Here is a 16,134-nt window from a genome sequence, read left to right as displayed (position 1 = left end):
GTGGAGCGAACGCTGGTTGATGATCTCGCTCGGGCTCTATGCGGTGGCGGGCTGTTCTGGGTGCCGGTCGTCTTCATGCAGATTGAAATGCGCGATCTTGCGCGCAAGGCGGCCGAGCAAAACCGAGAGTTGCCGCTGCGCTATTCCGCACTTTTCCACCGCTGGTTTCTGTTTGGGATTCCCGGGTTCGGCTCGGTCATGGCTATTCTCTGGCTGATGATCGCCAAACCGTTCTAGGCAGCATGAACGCCGACATTCGAAAAATCCTCGTGCTCGGCGCCTCCGGCCTGATCGGCCGCTTCTTGACCGACGATCTGCGCGGGAGAGGATTTCGCGTGGTTGGCGTCGCCCGAAGATTATCCGCTTCGCAGAAGGCCGGCGCGCTCGACCTCGAACTGCCGCTCATGTCGATGGATGCGGCGGCGATGGCGCGCCTGCTGCGCGATCACGGCATCGGCCTCGTCGTCAATTGCGTCGGCGTGTTGCAGGATGGCCCCGGCAGCGACACCGCCGCCGTGCATCGCGAATTCGTCGCGCGCCTGTTGCAGGCGATCCGCGAAAGCCGCCTCGCGATCCGGCTGGTGCATATCTCGATTCCTGGCGCCGCCGAGACGGACGCCACGGCCTTCAGCACCACCAAGCGCGAGGCCGAACGGCTGATCGCCGATTCCGGCCTCCCGTACACGATCCTGCGGCCGGGTTTCGTGGTGGCATTGGCCGCCTATGGCGGCAGCGCCATGCTGCGCTCCGTCGCAGCACTTCCGATCGATCTTTCGCCCGCCGAACGGCTGACGCCATTCCAGCCGGTCGCCATGGAGGATATCGCGGCGACGATTGCCTGGCTTGCCGCGCGCGATCCAGGCGCGGCGAACGCGGTGACGTGGGACCTCATGCAGGAGCAGCCGGTCACGCTGGGCGACGTGATCGATCAATTTCGCGAGGTGTTCGGCACCGGCAAATGGTGGCGCATTGTAATGCCGGCGTTCCTGCTCGATCTCGGCGCCAGGCTCGGCGACCTCACGAGCTTGCTCGGCTGGAAGCCGCCGATGCGAACCACGGCGATTGCGGAGCTGCGCCGCGGCGTCAGCGGCAGCCCCGCAGGCTGGATGGCCGCCACCGGCATCATACCGAAGACGATCGGGCAAATGGCGGGAAAGCGCGTAGCGACCATCCAGGACAAATGGTTCGCCCGGCTGTTCCCGATCAAGGCCCTGATGATCGCAAGCCTCGTGCTGTTCTGGGTCGTCTCCGGCTTCATTGTGCTGGTGATTTCCTATGACGCGGCGGCCGGAATCCTGCGCAGCCACGGCTTTCCGCCGGCGCTCGTCGCGCCCATCACGGTGGGTACCAGCCTGATGGATATGACCATCGGCGTGCTGATCGCGTTCCGTCGCACCTCGGCATTTGGCCTAGTGGCGGGTATCATCGCCTTGCTCGGCTATCTGGTGGGCGCCGCAATCCTGACGCCGGACCTCTGGATCGAGCCGCTCGGCGCGCTGGTGAAGACGGGACCCGCGGTTGTGCTGATGCTGGTGGCGCTGCTGACATTGGATAACCGATGAGCCCAAACTCGTGACCCAATGGCCCGACGATGACGTGATCCTCTATGACGGCGTTTGCGTCTTCTGCTCGCGCTGGGTCCGCTTCGTTTCGAAACGCGACGTCGAGCGGAGGTTTCGTTTCACCGCGATCCAGTCGCCCTATGGCACACGGCTGGCGCAAGCGTTTGGTATCGATCCCAACGATCCCGACACCAATGCGGTGGTGCATGGAGGCGTCGCATATCTCAGATCGGACGCCGCTTTGACAGTACTCGGCATGCTGCCGGGCTGGCGCTGGACGCGTGCGCTGTTTGCCGTGCCGAAGCCGCTGCGCGACGCGGTGTACAGCCTCGTCGCCCGCAACCGCTACCGGATCTTCGGAAAGTATGAGGAGTGCTTTGCGCCGGACGCGGAGATGCGGGCGAGGGTGATGGAGTAGGAAAGAAAGTCGCCTCTACCGTCATTGCGAGGAGCCAGTCCGGCGGCGCCTCGCGCCGACTGGCTGACTCGCAATGACGGCGTAGACGTCAGCGCTTCTTCGACGCAGCCAATACCTCTTCCGCCGCGCGTTCACCCGAATCCCTTGCCCCATGCGCGGTCGAGAAGAACTCCGGCGAGGTTGCCTCGCCTGCAAAGAACAGCCGGCCATCGACGGGCGCGGCGAGGACCTCGCGATCTCCCGCATGTCCCGGCAGCGCGTGTGAATAGGAGCCGCGGGCGAAGAGGTCATGCGCCCAGCGTGACTCCGCGAGCGGCTTCAGCTTGCGGCGAAAATCGTTGCCGAGGATCGAGACGATCTCGTCGATGCTTGCTGCGGCCAGTGCGCCGGGGCCGGCGTCCTCCAGCGACTGCGCGAAGCGGCCGCCGAAAAAGCCCTCGATGCAGGGTTGGCCGAATGGGCGGATGTGATAGGTGCCCATTTCGGTGCGCATAGTGGCGGCGCGCAGATTGCCCTCTACGGGCAGCGCCTCGGGCTGATCCACTGCCAGTGTCACCTTGTCGGCGAGGCCGAGCGGCAGGCCGCGCGCGGCATCGACCTTTTCGGGCAATTGCGGGTGAAAGCGTATCGCTTCATAGGCGATCAGGCTGGTCGGCACCGTGATAATCACCTTGTCGGCGGTCAGCGTGCCGCGCGATGTCTCGATGCGGACGCGCTTGGCTGAGTGATCAATCAGCGTCACGGCGCAATTGAGTGCAAGCGGACACGTGGCGCCATAGGCCGCTACCAGTGCGCCATAGCCGCGGCGGACGCGCCAGTTGATGTCGGTGTCTTCATAGGCGTCCATGTCGAGGATCGAGACCTGGTCGAGCTCGCAGCCGTTGACGTAAGTCGAGATCGCATCGATCATCGGGTTCCAGCGATTGCCAGGCTCCAGATAAAGGCTTGCGGCGCAGTCGCGGCCACTCTTCTCGGCTTCCGCCGCTGCTACTTCGGCGCGGTCGTAGAACGCATTGAGCGCGTGCATGAAGTCGTCGCGCTCGGCCTGCGGAAACGCCTTGCCGTGGGCGCGCTCGCGCCAGGGCGGCAGTGACCTGTTGATCTCGAAACCGAGCTGTTCGGCGATTTTGACAAAAGAGTTCTCATCCGCCGAGTGCAGCCAGCCGCAGCCGACGTCGAAGGTGACGTCAGGTGAGGCCATGATGGTGTGTGCGCGGCCGCCGACGCGGTCACGCGCTTCCAGCACAATGACGGAGAGGCCGGAGATTTTCAGTGCGTTCGCCGCGCCGAGCCCGGCAGCACCGGCGCCAATGATGGCGACATCGATTGAGGAGGGGAGAGACGTCATGCGGCAGGCTCTAGCACGTTCGCCGTGAAGCTAGAAGCCGGCCCTTGACGAGGGGCGATGCCGGGGCGGCAATCCGGGCGCGTCCGCGTATCGATCCGCAAGCGGACGTCGGTCGCGGCGGGCGGTTGATGCGACGCTGTGGAAACACGGTGGCAACGACGCGGTCTCTTGCGCCTCGTTCTGTAGTTGTATTGAATACAATATTCACTTGTCTCATTTCAGATATGGATTTCAGCCATGACCACGTTGGATCCGGCGACGAGACGCAAGCGAACCGCCGTTCTCGTCGTTCACGGCATCGGCAGCCAGCGCGCCCTGGAGACAATGCGCGGGGTGATACGGGGGATCTGGGTCGACCGCAACAACCCGGCCGACAAGGACAAGCGGGTATGGACGCATCCGCAAAAGGATGGCGCCGATATCGATCTGTCCGTCATGACGACCAACAGGGTGCCGGGCTCGAAAGACAATCGCAGCGTCGACTTCCACGAACTGTATTGGGCTCATCTGATGAGCGAAACCAGGGCGGTTGCGGTGCTGCTCTGGCTGTACGAGCTCTGCCGGAAGGGTCCGATCATGAAGCTCGGCATGAACGGACTCTGGTGGGCCGCGGCCATTTTCCTGTGCCTGATGAATCTTTCCTTCGCAGTGCTGGTGCTGCGGGGCATCTTGCTGTTTTCGGGAAACAGCGCGCAGATCATGCTGGTGTCGCCGTTTCTGCTGCTCATCGCCAGTATATTTGTCGGTTTTGCCGTGGCGTGCCGGTGGCTGGCGTTCCGGCTCATCATCCTGTTTGCAATTCTATTGGCGGGCGGAGGCCTGCTGGCTCTCGGCTACTTCGAGGTTGCGTGGCATTTCCCCGGCAGCCCCGGAATTCCTGACGGCGCCGAACTGGTGACACTGATTGCGCTGCCTACGCTGATCGCGTTCATCGCAACCGGGCTGGTCATGGGGCTGCAGGGGCTGCGCGCCTTCTGCTGGGCTTTGTTCATTTCGCTGTTCCTGTTTGGCTGGTTTGTCGCTGCCGACCGGTACTGGAATTCGGAGACGGCCTTCGTTTCGACCGTGATCAAGGGTTGGGTGTGGGGGCTGAACTCGCCGTGGGCCGTTGCCACGGCCGCAGCCGTGATCGGCATCTATTTGATCGTCAATGCCGCGTTCCTGCAGCCCTATCTCGGCGATGCGGCGCGCTATTTCCGCAATTCGCCCGCCAATGTCGCGGTGCGCCGGGCGATCCGGAAGGATGCCGTGGAAACGCTCGAGCGTCTTCACACCAGCGGTCAGTACGACCGGATCGTCGTGGTCGCGCACAGCCTCGGAACCGTGGTGGCCTACGACATGCTGCGCGCCTATTTCAGCCGGATTTCCAGCGAGCTGCCGCCGGTCGACCAGCTTGGGCAGGAATTCGCCGACATCGACGGCGCGCCATGGCAGCCAGACGACAAGAGCGCGTCGATCGCAGACAAGAAGGCGTTGCGGACGAAGGCGCGAGCGGCGATCGCAAACATCGCAGCCGCCGCGGCCCTGCAATCGCCCAATGGACAGCGGCCCAAAAGCTGGCTGGTTACGGACTACGTCACGTTGGGAAGTGCGCTGACCCACGCCTACTTCCTGATGTGTGAGGACAAGCACAAGACCGACGCCGCGGCGCGTCAGGACAAGACCAACGCTTCGGCCAAGGTGGCCGACGCCGGGCTCAAGAAAGATTTCAAGCGTCGTGTTGAAGAAAGAGAATTTCCGACCTGCCCGCCAAAACGGCTTGATACGGATGGTTTGCTAACGTTCAGGGACCCAAATACGGGGAATAGGCGGGTTCATAACGGCGCCCTGTTCGGCTTGACCCGATGGACCAACATCTATTTCCCGCGGTTTCAGCTTTTCTGGGGAGACGCCATCGGCGGCGCGCTATCGCCGATTTTCGGCTACCACATCGTCGATCTCGAAGTATCGACCAAGGCGGCAGGCGGCGCCGACTTCTTCACCCATACCGCCTACTGGGACGTCGAATGCAAACCTGACACCTATAGCGCCCCGCACATCGTTGCACTGCGCAACGCCGTCGATCTGGTCGACGCCGTCGGCGCCATCGATCTGGTTGACGACGGTGACGATCCGACCAAGCACGAGGGGGAGTAGAGCATGGCGTCATCGCGGAGGAAGAACGATGCTGTCGTGTCCCGGACACGGTGCAGCCTAGGCGATGCGTAGCGTCCGGCAGCGCTGCTCCGCAGAGCCGGGAACCAGAAGGTGCCACTAACGCTTGGGCTCCGGCTCAGCAGCGCACCGCTATCGCACTGCGCTGCGTCCGGGGCACGAGACTGGCCTTACGCTACCGCTTCCTTGGCCTTTTCCGCGCGCTTGCGGTCGTTGGCGTCGAGGAACTTCTTGCGCAGGCGGATCGACTTCGGCGTCACTTCGACCAGCTCGTCGTCCTCGATATAGGCCAGCGCCTTTTCCAGGGTCATCTTGATCGGCGGCGTCAGGCGCACCGCCTCGTCCTTGGACGTGGTGCGGATGTTGGTGAGCTGCTTGCCCTTGAGCACGTTGATCTCGAGATCGTTGTCGCGGGTGTGCTCGCCGACGATCATGCCCTTGTAGACCTTCCAGCCTGGCTCGATCATCATCGGGCCGCGGTCTTCCAGCTTGAACATCGCGTAAGCCACCGCTTCGCCCTGGTCATTGGAGATCAGGACGCCGTTGCGGCGGCCCTGGATGTCGCCCTTGTAGGGCGCATAGCCGTGGAACAGGCGGTTCATGATCGCGGTGCCGCGGGTATCAGTGAGCAGTTCGCCCTGATAGCCGATCAGGCCGCGGGTCGGCGCGTAGAACACCAGCCGCAGGCGGTTGCCGCCGGAGGGGCGCATCTCGATCATCTCGGCCTTGCGCTCGCTCATCTTCTGCACGACGACGCCGGAATGCTCCTCGTCGACGTCGATCACGACTTCCTCGATCGGCTCCTGCCACTGGCCGGTGGCTTCGTCCTTCTGCAGCACGACGCGCGGACGCGACACCGAGAGTTCAAAGCCTTCGCGGCGCATGGTCTCGATCAGGATCGCGAGCTGCAATTCGCCGCGGCCTGATACTTCCATGGAATCCTTGTCGGCGGCCTCGACCACGCGCAGCGCGACGTTGCCTTCGGCCTCGCGCAGCAGGCGGTCGCGGATCATGCGAGAGGTCACCTTGTCGCCTTCAGTGCCGGCGAGCGGCGAGTTATTGACGATGAACGACATCGACACTGTCGGCGGATCGATCGGCTGCGCCACCAGCGGCGTCTCGACGGAAGGATCGCAGAAGGTGTCGGCGACGGTACCCTTGGTCAGGCCTGCAATCGCGACGATGTCGCCGGCTTCGGCTTCATCCAGCGGGGTGCGCTCGATGCCGCGGAAGGCGAGGATCTTTGTGATGCGCCCTTGTTCGATCGTCTTGCCGTCTGCGCCCAGCACCTTCACTTGCTGGTTCGGCTTGATCGCGCCCGAGGTGATGCGGCCGGTGATGATGCGGCCGAGATAGGGGTTGGCTTCGAGGATGGTGCCGATCATCCGGAACGGGCCCTGCTCGACGCTCGGCGGCGCGACGTGGCGCACGATCAGGTCGAACAACGGCTGCATGCCGGCATCCTGCGGGCCGTCCGGGCTGTCGGCCATCCAGCCCTGCTTGGCCGACCCGTAAAGAATCGGGAAATCGAGTTGCTCCTCGCTGGCGTCGAGCGCCGCGAACAGGTCGAATACCTCGTTGATGACTTCGGTCGGACGCGCATCGGGACGGTCGACCTTGTTGATGACGACGATCGGCTTCAGCCCGACCTTGAGCGCCTTGGAGACCACGAATTTGGTCTGCGGCAGCGGACCTTCGGCTGCGTCTACCAGCACCAGCGCGCCGTCCACCATGTTCAGGATGCGCTCGACCTCGCCACCGAAATCGGCGTGGCCGGGGGTGTCGACGATGTTGATCCGGGTGTCCTTCCACTGCACCGAGGCGGCCTTGGCCAGAATGGTGATGCCGCGCTCGCGCTCCAGGTCGTTGGAGTCCATCGCGCGCTCGGTGACCTTCTGATTCTCGCGATAGGTGCCGGATTGCTGCAGCAGACGGTCGACGAGGGTGGTCTTGCCGTGGTCGACGTGGGCGATGATGGCGACGTTACGAAGGTTCATGGCTCTTCTTCTGGTCGTGCATGTGGAGGCGCGATCTCACCGGAAAACCGGGACCCACTTTTCCGGATCGCGCTCAAACCTGGGATGCGAACGGGGCCAAGGCTCAAACCTGCCCCAAAAAGGAAGCCCGGCCAAAAGGACCGGGCACACCTTACGCGTTGCGGCGCAATATATTCAGAAAACGCCAAAAAACAATGGTTCGTTTGGCATTTGGTTAGCCGATTTTGGGCCTGGCCGGGCTCAGTTGCCCGTTTCGGGGTCGGGATAGACCCCGCGCAAAACCTCGTCAAAATGGGCTTTCACCGCCTCGTTACAGCGGCAGGACCGGTTCCGCAGCGTCTCCCGGTTACGGACCAGGATCGAGCCGCGCCGGGTCTCCAGCGTGCCTTCCACCCTGAAAGTCTGAATAACCCGGCTGGCGTAGGAGCGGCCGACGCCGAGCAGGGTCGCCAGTTGCTCATGAGTCAGCGGCACGACGTCATCGCCATCGGTGCGCTCCATCGCTGAAATGATCCATTTCGCGGTGCGCTGTTCGATCGAATGGATCGCGTTGCAGGCGGTGGACTGGAAGATTTGCGCCAGCATGCAATCCGCATAGCGTGCGAAAATGTTGCTCAGCGTGCGTGACTTCGATTTCGCCGCATCGAGCTTTCCGACCGGGAGCCGCACGAACGGCCCAGCGAACTTGACCGTGATGCGGGTATAGGCTGGCAGATAGCCGTGGCTGACGACGCCGCCGACTGCACCTTCGCGACCGATCAGAACGGTTTCGACGTCGCGGCCATCCTCGTTGGGGACCATGTAGGAGACAAGGCTGGGGCCGCAGGGAAAATGGACGGTCTCGACGTTGTCGCCGGGGTTGTAGAGCAGGTCGTTCGGTTGCGTATCGACCGGAACGAGATGTGGTTCGATCAACCCGAAGTCGGCGTCATTCAAGCGACGCAGCAGGTTATTGAACGGCCGAACGGCGGCCGTCACTTCGCGTCGCGTGAGCATCAGGAATCCCCTATTTCCCTCAATATAATCGGTTTGGCTCCGTTCATATGTTCACAAGTGAACAGACGATCGAACGAAGATGTGGTGGTTTCAGTTCCGGACGGGCGGATGCGCTTTTTGCGAGGCATAGGCCGACTTCCAATCTCCGGGGCTTCGGCCCGGATCCCGATCAAAATCTGAACCTTGGAACCGGCGAGAACATGGACTGCGCCCCCCATGACGGCATGCCCTGCGACGTGCTGGTCGTTGAAGACGATCCGATCATCGCACTCGATTTTGAAGACACCATTCTGGGTTTTGGCGTGAAGACGGTGCGGATCGCCGCGAACGTGGCCAAGGCGCTCGAATTGATCGCCCATCGGCCGCCGGAGTTTGCCCTGCTCGACGTCAGCCTTATCCGCGAAAAGAGCTTTGCCGTCGCCGAACGGCTTGAGGTGCTGAAGATCCCGTTTGTCTTCGTCACCGGGTACGGCGCGGACGCCCCGCTGCCGGCGGCATTTGCGGCGAAGCCGCGTCTGCCGAAACCTTGTTCGACCGAAGCGCTTGAGGCGCTGCTGAAGAACAGCCGCGTCATGCCTTGAGCGGTTGCGGCCCGCGCAGCGATTACACCGGCTTGGGATCGAGCGTCGTCGACCACAATGCAACATCGGCGCGGTCGCGCAAGGTCACCGTCATCTGTGCGCTGTCGCCGTCGATCCTGACATGGCCGAAAAACTGCATTCCGGCGGACGGCGGCAAATTCTGTTTGCCGGGTCCCGGCGCCTTGATGAACTTCACCTCGGGTCCGAACGTGTTGTCGAGCTCGTTCGGGCCGAAGGTGCCGGCGTGCAGGGGACCAGCGACAAACTCCCAGAACGGGCCGAATTCTTGAAATTGCGCCTTGTCGGGATTGTAATAATGGGCGGCCGCGTAGTGCACATCCGCCGTCAGCCACACGGTGTTGACCACGCCCGACGTCTTGATGAAACGCAGGAGATCGGCGATCTCCAGCTCGCGGCCGCGCGGCGGGCCGTCGCTTTGTGCAACGGCTTCCGAGCCTTTTCTGTTGCGTGCATCGTCATAGACGATGATGCTGAGCGGCATGTCGGATGCGATCACCTTCCAGGTGGCGCGCGAGTTCAACAGTTCCCGTTTCAGCCACGCGAGTTGCGTCGGCCCGAGGAAAAAGCTTTCCGGCCCGTAAGCGGTCTCCTGGTTCGCGCCATTCGGTCCGCGATAGCTGCGCTCGTCCAGCATGAACACGTCGAGATGCGGGCCATAATGCAGCGTGCGGTAGAGCCGTCCCGGCTCGGTGATGTTCGCGCGGATCGGATACATCTCGTGGAAGGCGCGTGCTGAGCGGGCCGCGAGCAGGGCGACGTTGCGTTCCCTGTAGGCGGCGGGCAATTCCTTGGACGACGACCAGTTGTTGACGACCTCGTGGTCGTCCCACTGCACGAAGATCGGCACCTCGGCATTGAACGCGCGCAGATGCTCGTCCATGAAGTTGTACTTGTGCGCGGCGCGGAATTCGTCGGTCGTTTCGGCGACCTTTGCTTTCTCGGGCGTCGTCACGTTCTTCCAGACCTTGCCGTCGGGAAGCGTCACCTCGCTCTTGATCGGGCCGTCGGCATAGATGGTGTCGCCCGAGTGCAGCAGGAAATCCGGGCGATGCTTGCGCATGGTGGCGAAGGTGAGCATGCCGCCGTCATCCTGGTTGATGCCCCAGCCCTGTCCGGCAACGTCGCCGCCCCAAACGAAACTGACGTCGCGGCGGTCGCCAGGTGCGGTGCGAAACCGCCCGACCACCGGCTCGCCTTCGATGCCGGTATGGGCGAGGTCGCGAAACCGGATGCGATAGAAGATCTCCTGCCCGGCAGGAAGGTTCTCCAGCAGCATTTTTGCGGTGAAGTCGCTTTCGGGCAGCGCTGCGATCGGCGGCAAAGCCCGTGCGTTGGCAAAGGATTCATTCGTGGCGACCTCGACCAGCATTTGCGAGGGCCGGTCGGCGCGCGCCCATACCACGCCGCCGTCAGCGCCGACATCGCCGGACTGCACGCCGGAAGTGACGATCGGCCGATCCGCGGCGCGGCTGAGATAAGGCGTTGCAATGACGCCGATGGCGCCTGCTCCGGCGGTGGCGAGGAAGTGACGCCGCGAAATTCCAGGAAGGCGGTTGCGGGAAACCCTGAATGTCATGCAAGCCTCTTCCGGACCAGGTTTAGGCGCAATAGAGCGGCCAGACCTAGAGGGAATTGATGACGGCCCGATTACCGGGTTCGCAGATCAGGCGTTGCCGGCCGCGCGGAACTGCGCGGTGGCGCGTTGCAGGTTGTGCGGCATGCTCAGCAACAGCGCCTTGCGGTCGGCGACCGCGTTGTGGAATTGCTCGATCGCGATGTTGAACGCGGTCAACGTACCTTCCTCGATCGTGCCGTGTTCGTAGCACAGCAGCGTGTGGCGCAAGATGTCGTCCGCTTCCGCCTGCATCTGGTCGAGCTCGTCCATCGAATCGCACTGGCGGGCGGCGCTGAGCATGTCGAGAAGCCGGTCGCGCTGCGATACGTTGACGTTGCGCTCATCCTTCTTGAGGTAGCCCGCAAACCACGCGCCGGCGGAGCCCATCGCCGACATCGCCATCAACGTCCACCAGATGTAATCGCTGTAACGGTCGAGAAAGGTCTTTTCCTCGCCGTCGACAAAGGCGGCGGCTCCGGGATGCACTGGAATCGTGGCGTCCTTGTCGGTGTCGGGCGTCTCGATCTTTGCGGTGAGCGGAAACTCGTTCTTCAGGATTTGCCGGATGGCGAACAGTTGGCGGGTAAAGGCGGCGATGGTCGATTCCGAAATGCCTCTGCGCGCCACGATGTGATGCGCGAAACTGATGGTCTTGACCTCTGCCTCGGGCTTGTCCGGCGCGCCGCCGAAAGTCCCGGCGGGAATGTCGGTAGCCTCGTAGGCGGGGTGGTTCTGCGCAATCGCCTCCGCCGAATCGATCGCCAGGAATTTCGGCGTGCCGCCGTCGCGCGTCGAAGCCGCGATCGCGTCCGAAGTGATTTTGCTGTTGACCGGGCCGGCCGCGAGATAGGCATCCGCCTTTTGGCTGCGGATGGCTTCCGCGGCCTCGTTGGCCGGAAACTGAACGATCTCGACCTTGCCGGGATCGACGCCGTATTGCCGCAGGATCACCTTGAGCAAATTGACATTCGCCTGGGTGCGGCCGACCACGCCGATGCGACGGCCGGCGAGTTGCGTAATGTTCTTGATTTCGGGCGCGGCCTTGCTGCCCCTGGCAGCCTTGGCCTTGCCGGCCGACGGGACCCATAACACGGCGACGTTCTTGCGCAGCGTTGCCACGGCCTGCGCGTTCTTCGGCACCTCGAGATCGCCGCGGATGATGGCGAGATCAGCTTTGCCTTCGCCGAGCAGATTGGCGCTCGCGAGCGCGCCGTCGGTTTGCACCGGACGCAGCCGGACCTGGCTGTTTCGGGGATTATTGAAGGCCTGCGCCAGATTCTGAACCACCTTGAGATCGTCGCTGTTGGCAGGGCCAACCGCGATCCGCAGCGTCACCGGCCGCATCGCAAAGTAATAGCCGGCCGCCAGCGCGCCGACGACGGCCAGTACGCCGGCCAGCGTTACGAATGTCAGCCGTCGTTTCGCAGAGCGGGGCGAGGGGGCGGCCGGCGTTTCCGCAGAATGGGGGCCGTCGGTCATCAATCCCAGTAGGTTTGAGGGTGGAATTCTCACGCGGCCGGCACGCTTCGCCCAACATTCTAGCAAATTTTCCCGCGGAACCATTGTTACATCTCTGTCATGGTTACCGGCGTCCGGGCCGCCATTCCTCCTTGCTTGCCAATTTTAGGCGTGGGGGATCCCCAAAGCGGCCTTGGGTGTTAGGCTTGGCGTTAGGTGACAGGCAGAATTCAGCGCGGAGGCGATCATGGCGGAACGGCTGTCGGCAGAAGCGCGAAAATCGGCGCTGGCGGAACTGCCCGGCTGGTCGGAAACGGCCGGCCGTGATGCGATTGCCCGCACCTTCACTTTCAAGGACTTCAACGAAGCGTTCGGTTTCATGTCCCGCGCCGCCCTCGTGGCCGAAAAGAACGACCACCACCCGGAATGGAAGAACGTCTACAAGACGGTGGAAGTGGTGCTGGCGACCCATGACGCCGGCGGCGTCACCAAGCGCGATATCGATCTGGCCAAGGCCATGAACGCCATCGCCGGGCAATTGGGCGTCGCCTAGAGCCCTTTCGGTTCTGATTGAATCAGAACCGGGCTCCAGGTTTTTGTTTTGACGCGTTTTCTTGACGCGAACCGGTGTCCACTTGGCTGGAAAAACGCTCTGAGGTCGCCTCGCCGCGATCTTGCGGGGTGGGGCGCACATCCCCAATTCTTCATCCGTACATATTGACCGCGGCGATCTGCCGCGCCGGATGCGAGGGGAGCGCCGCAATGGCATCGTCCGATCACACCGTGGGTTTTGAGCCGGCCGACCGGCTGGCGCAGGACCGCGAGAGTGTGCGCCGGCGCTTCTGGATCAAGCTCAAGCGGGTGGTAGCGCAGCTTCCCTTCGCCGAGGATCTGCTCGCGGCGTACTATTGTGCATTCGACAAAGAGACGCCGCGTCACGTACAGGCGGCGCTGCTCGGCGCTGTCGCGTATTTCATCCTGCCGTTCGATTTCACGCCGGACGTGCTGCCGTTGCTCGGCTTTACCGACGATGCCGCTGTGCTCGCCACCGCCATCCGCATGGTCGCAAGTCACATCACGCAGGAGCATCGCGATGCCGCCCGCGCTGCGCTGAAGCGCGGGATCGACGCTGCTGAAGCGACGGAATAGCGGATGCCAAAAGCCCGTTCCGATGAAATCGGAACGGGCTTTTGATTTTCTGGCCTTGATGAACCGGCCGCCGTCCCGGACTAAATCCGACGCCGGCTTCCACCGGAAGACGCCTGGAGCCCGGTTCTGATTGAATCAGAACCGGGCTCTAGGTTTTTGTTTTTGACGCGTTTTCTTGACGCGGACCGGTGTCCACTTCGATGGAAAACGCTCTAGCGAGTCTGCGCCCTTGCGCCTCGCTCCGCTTCCCACGCCTGGAACTGCTTGAAGAGCGCCTCCTTGTCCGCGTCGGTCTTGACGCTCGCCGCGGTCGTCGGGCTCTGTTTCAGGAATTCATCGAACCTGGCGCGCGACACGGCCTCGACGTTGTGGGTCTTGAGCCATTGCTCGGCGACCGGCAGACGCTGCCAATCAGGGAGCGGCGCCGACAGCGAGACCTCCTTCCACTTCGGGTGGAACGGCGGGTTCTGGAACGTCGGAAACTTCGTGAAGAAGGCGTCCACGAACTGGGCCAGCTTGCGGTAGCGCTCCGTGTTGGGCGCCCAGTTGTAGGCCGCGAGCACCGCGGGCACGGCGATGGTATCGACCTTCGCCCCTTCCGCAATCAGATTGGGATAGTCCTTCGAAGTCAGGACCGCGGGCAGATAATCGCCCTGCAGCGGCCGCGAATAGTCGACCGGAACCAGGTGGAAACGATCGTCCTTGAATGCGGCGACGGATTTGTACGGTTTGCCGCCGACGGCAACCACGGCGTCGATCTCGCCAGCCCGCATTCTCTCCATCGCGATGCGCTGCTCGAGATAGAGGAAATTCGGTTTGATGCCGAGCCGTTCGAACACGATCGCGGCGGTTACGAAGGTGCCGCCATTGGGTAGGTCGACGCTGACCTTCTTGCCGTTGAGCTGGCTGATGTTGGTCACCGACTTCGATGCGAGGACGTACATCTCTTCATTGTAGAGCTTCGTCACATAGGTGAATTGCTTCTTGATGTCCTTCGCGAAGCCCTTCTTTTCGAGATAGTCGAGCGTGTCGGCGCGCACGATGCCGAGGTCCACACCCTGCAGGAACAGGATGTCGGCCACGCTCTGTACAGAACCGCGCCCGACGATCGGAAGTACGCGCAACTTGTTTCCGTCGTCGAGCACGGAAGCGAGGTCGGCACCGAACTGCACATAGGTACCGCCGATTGTTCCTGAGATCAGCGTAACTGTGTTAGCGTTCAGCGCCTGCTTGGTGGCGACCGAACCGAACTGGAAAATGGCCTTCAGGCTTTCGCTGACTTTGGCTGGATCGTATTCCTTCTCAGCGGCCTTGGCCGCCGTATTGCTGCACGCCACCGTCATGGCAAGCAACGCCATTCCCAGTAAATGTCGCATGGGTTCCTCTGCGCTGGTCTTGAGTAATTTTCTTGAGTAATTGCCTAGTTCTGTAACTGGCCGAGCCGCCGCTTCGCATCAGGCGACCCGAGCTCGGCGGCCTTCTGGTACCAGAGCCGCGCCGCCGCCGGATCGGGCGTGACGCTGCGCAAGTCCTGGCTGCCCAGCACGTGCGGATCATACGTTCCGGCCAGCATCAATGCCGCCTCCGCCTCCTGCGCGTCCGCCGCACGCTCAAGCAATAGTCGGGCGGAAGTAATATCGCCGATCGCAAGCAGGCCTTTCGCTCGCTTCAGCAACGCCGCCAGTTCGTCCGGATCGATGCGACGTGCCGGAGCCGCCTCGCGCGCGGGCTCACGAAACGCCGGTGCGGCCGCAGCAACCGGGGCCGCCGGATTGATCGCAGCGACGACGTCCTGTGATGCTTCGCGCGCCACCGGCTCAGGCACCGCGACCTTGCCCTTGAGCGCGCTTTGATAGGCGGCGGTAATTTCGTCGCGCGACGGCGACGCGGATGCAAGCGCGGTGGGTGTCGAGCGGCGAGCGGCTGCCATCTCCGCACCGGATGGCTCGGCGGCCAGCGGCGGCGCGGCAACGCGCTGTTGCGGCGGCGGGGGCTCCGGCACCGCCGCGGCGAGCTGGTCGGCTGGCGGCGCGATGCCGCCGCCACCGCCGCCGAGCGAGGCGTTGAAGATGACGGCCCGGGTCGAGTCGATCGAAAAGAGCGCGAGAACGGCCGCTATCGCCGATACGATCACGACGCCGGTTACAATGCGCCCGGCGCGCGCCTTCTTCAGGCCGCCGCTGCCGAATCTTCCGCTGCCGAACGTATATTCGGAAAGCTGCTGATGCGACTCCTCTTCGTAGTTGGAGAGGAAAAGCGGCACCGGCTCGTGTGGCGCCAGCTCCTCCGGCAGCACATCGGTCCGCTCAAACGATGGCGCAAAAGACTGCGCATACTGGGGCTGCTCGTATTGCGGCTGCTCGTATCGGGGCTGTTCGTATTGAGGCTGTTCGTATCGAAGCTGCTCGTATCGAGGTTGATCGGCCTCGTACAACCGAGGATCGCTGATGGCTTCGTCGAATCTGTCGAACGGATCTCTCGCCTGAATCGGCTTGGTGTTGTCCGCCATGGTGATGCTCCCCACTACTGAACGCAACGACGGGTTTCCCCCTGCACCTACTTCTTGCTCTTCTTGACGTACAGGAGCCCCTTCACTGATGGTTAAAATCGCACACGGAATGGGTTCAAAAAACGACGGCGGCTGGTGGGAATGAGGAGATATTTTGGTATGATTGAGGCAAACAAGCGGCATCCTGCCGTTTGAAAACACGCATTGTTACCGAGAAACTATATTGGTGAGATGAAATTCATGCCGCAGATGCGAAAAAAGTGCGTCGCTGGTCCGCGCATGACCGCTCTCGCTTCTTCCGAGTGAGCGACTAAGTTCGACAGATG

At 62.7% G+C, this 16,134-nt stretch carries 13 protein-coding genes and 1 pseudogene; 7 read left to right on the top strand and 7 right to left on the bottom strand.

Annotation, left to right across the window (positions count from 1 at the left end; genetic code table 11):
- Window positions 1-4 precede the first annotated feature (4 nt).
- The 3 genes and pseudogenes from CQ13_RS09560 to CQ13_RS09570 form a co-directional block, all read left to right on the top strand.
- Window positions 5-237: pseudogene (locus CQ13_RS09560) on the top strand (DUF2269 family protein); the annotation flags it as partial.
- 5 nt (window positions 238-242) lie between these two features.
- Window positions 243-1,562 (top strand): SDR family oxidoreductase, encoded by a 1,320-nt coding sequence (locus CQ13_RS09565; RefSeq protein ID WP_057842717.1) that lies wholly within the window; start codon window positions 243-245, stop codon window positions 1,560-1,562.
- A 10-nt stretch (window positions 1,563-1,572) separates the two neighbouring features.
- Complete coding sequence (locus CQ13_RS09570; RefSeq protein ID WP_057842718.1) at window positions 1,573-1,980, top strand: thiol-disulfide oxidoreductase DCC family protein; 408 nt, start codon at window positions 1,573-1,575, stop codon at window positions 1,978-1,980.
- An 88-nt stretch (window positions 1,981-2,068) separates the two neighbouring features.
- Here CQ13_RS09570 and CQ13_RS09575 read toward each other — a convergent pair whose 3' ends face one another.
- The gene (locus tag CQ13_RS09575; protein ID WP_057842719.1) at window positions 2,069-3,328 is read right to left on the bottom strand and encodes a flavin monoamine oxidase family protein; all 1,260 of its coding nucleotides are present in this window, start codon (window positions 3,326-3,328) and stop codon (window positions 2,069-2,071) included.
- Window positions 3,329-3,565: 237 nt separating this feature from the next.
- Between CQ13_RS09575 and CQ13_RS09580 the strand changes: the two genes are divergently transcribed.
- On the top strand, window positions 3,566-5,464 hold the full coding sequence (locus CQ13_RS09580) for a hypothetical protein (protein WP_057842720.1): 1,899 nt from the start codon (window positions 3,566-3,568) through the stop codon (window positions 5,462-5,464).
- A 188-nt stretch (window positions 5,465-5,652) separates the two neighbouring features.
- Here the strand turns inward: CQ13_RS09580 and typA are convergent, their stop codons facing one another.
- Both typA and CQ13_RS09590 read right to left on the bottom strand, forming a co-directional pair.
- Entirely contained in the window at window positions 5,653-7,479 is a 1,827-nt protein-coding gene (gene typA, locus CQ13_RS09585; protein WP_057842721.1) for a translational GTPase TypA, read from the bottom strand.
- Between the two features lie 240 nt (window positions 7,480-7,719).
- Window positions 7,720-8,475 (bottom strand): Crp/Fnr family transcriptional regulator, encoded by a 756-nt coding sequence (locus CQ13_RS09590; RefSeq protein WP_057842722.1) that lies wholly within the window; start codon window positions 8,473-8,475, stop codon window positions 7,720-7,722.
- Window positions 8,476-8,675: 200 nt separating this feature from the next.
- Between CQ13_RS09590 and CQ13_RS09595 the strand changes: the two genes are divergently transcribed.
- Window positions 8,676-9,056 (top strand): response regulator, encoded by a 381-nt coding sequence (locus tag CQ13_RS09595; RefSeq protein ID WP_057842745.1) that lies wholly within the window; start codon window positions 8,676-8,678, stop codon window positions 9,054-9,056.
- Window positions 9,057-9,078: 22 nt separating this feature from the next.
- Here the strand turns inward: CQ13_RS09595 and CQ13_RS09600 are convergent, their stop codons facing one another.
- Together CQ13_RS09600 and CQ13_RS09605 are read right to left on the bottom strand one after the other, a co-directional pair.
- On the bottom strand, window positions 9,079-10,653 hold the full coding sequence (locus tag CQ13_RS09600) for an alkaline phosphatase D family protein (protein WP_057842723.1): 1,575 nt from the start codon (window positions 10,651-10,653) through the stop codon (window positions 9,079-9,081).
- Window positions 10,654-10,740: 87 nt separating this feature from the next.
- Entirely contained in the window at window positions 10,741-12,171 is a 1,431-nt protein-coding gene (locus CQ13_RS09605; protein ID WP_082637396.1) for a TAXI family TRAP transporter solute-binding subunit, read from the bottom strand.
- A 223-nt stretch (window positions 12,172-12,394) separates the two neighbouring features.
- Here CQ13_RS09605 and CQ13_RS09610 point away from each other — a divergent pair, with 223 nt between their 5' ends.
- Together CQ13_RS09610 and CQ13_RS09615 are read left to right on the top strand one after the other, a co-directional pair.
- A complete protein-coding gene (locus CQ13_RS09610) occupies window positions 12,395-12,703 on the top strand; it encodes a 4a-hydroxytetrahydrobiopterin dehydratase (protein ID WP_347337024.1) in 309 nt (102 codons plus the stop codon).
- A gap of 209 nt (window positions 12,704-12,912) precedes the next feature.
- Window positions 12,913-13,299, top strand: coding sequence for a YkvA family protein (locus tag CQ13_RS09615; protein WP_057842726.1), 387 nt, complete (start codon window positions 12,913-12,915; stop codon window positions 13,297-13,299).
- A 212-nt stretch (window positions 13,300-13,511) separates the two neighbouring features.
- Here CQ13_RS09615 and CQ13_RS09620 read toward each other — a convergent pair whose 3' ends face one another.
- Window positions 13,512-14,675, bottom strand: coding sequence for a TAXI family TRAP transporter solute-binding subunit (locus tag CQ13_RS09620; RefSeq protein ID WP_057842727.1), 1,164 nt, complete (start codon window positions 14,673-14,675; stop codon window positions 13,512-13,514).
- Window positions 14,676-14,719: 44 nt separating this feature from the next.
- Window positions 14,720-16,009 carry a hypothetical protein gene (locus tag CQ13_RS09625; protein WP_156433604.1) on the bottom strand — a complete coding sequence of 430 codons (1,290 nt, stop codon included), beginning with the start codon at window positions 16,007-16,009 and terminating at the stop codon, window positions 14,720-14,722.
- Between the last annotated feature and the right edge of the window lie 125 nt (window positions 16,010-16,134).

The organism is Bradyrhizobium retamae (genome assembly GCF_001440415.1).
GTDB classification, from domain to species: domain Bacteria; phylum Pseudomonadota; class Alphaproteobacteria; order Rhizobiales; family Xanthobacteraceae; genus Bradyrhizobium; species Bradyrhizobium retamae.
Note: the sequence above shows the minus strand (reverse complement) of the source record. Positions and strands in the feature narration are given on the sequence as shown.

Bases quoted from the DNA above. Each gene is read 5' to 3' on its own strand.
- CQ13_RS09565 (WP_057842717.1), top strand. From the start codon at position 243: ATGAACGCCGACATTCGAAAAATCCTCGTGCTCGGCGCCTCCGGCCTG.
- CQ13_RS09575 (WP_057842719.1), bottom strand. From the start codon at position 3,328: ATGACGTCTCTCCCCTCCTCAATCGATGTCGCCATCATTGGCGCCGGT.
- CQ13_RS09580 (WP_057842720.1), top strand. From the start codon at position 3,566: ATGACCACGTTGGATCCGGCGACGAGACGCAAGCGAACCGCCGTTCTC.
- typA (WP_057842721.1), bottom strand. From the start codon at position 7,479: ATGAACCTTCGTAACGTCGCCATCATCGCCCACGTCGACCACGGCAAG.
- CQ13_RS09590 (WP_057842722.1), bottom strand. From the start codon at position 8,475: ATGCTCACGCGACGCGAAGTGACGGCCGCCGTTCGGCCGTTCAATAAC.
- CQ13_RS09595 (WP_057842745.1), top strand. From the start codon at position 8,676: ATGGACTGCGCCCCCCATGACGGCATGCCCTGCGACGTGCTGGTCGTT.
- CQ13_RS09600 (WP_057842723.1), bottom strand. From the start codon at position 10,653: ATGACATTCAGGGTTTCCCGCAACCGCCTTCCTGGAATTTCGCGGCGT.
- CQ13_RS09605 (WP_082637396.1), bottom strand. From the start codon at position 12,171: ATGACCGACGGCCCCCATTCTGCGGAAACGCCGGCCGCCCCCTCGCCC.
- CQ13_RS09615 (WP_057842726.1), top strand. From the start codon at position 12,913: ATGGCATCGTCCGATCACACCGTGGGTTTTGAGCCGGCCGACCGGCTG.
- CQ13_RS09620 (WP_057842727.1), bottom strand. From the start codon at position 14,675: ATGCGACATTTACTGGGAATGGCGTTGCTTGCCATGACGGTGGCGTGC.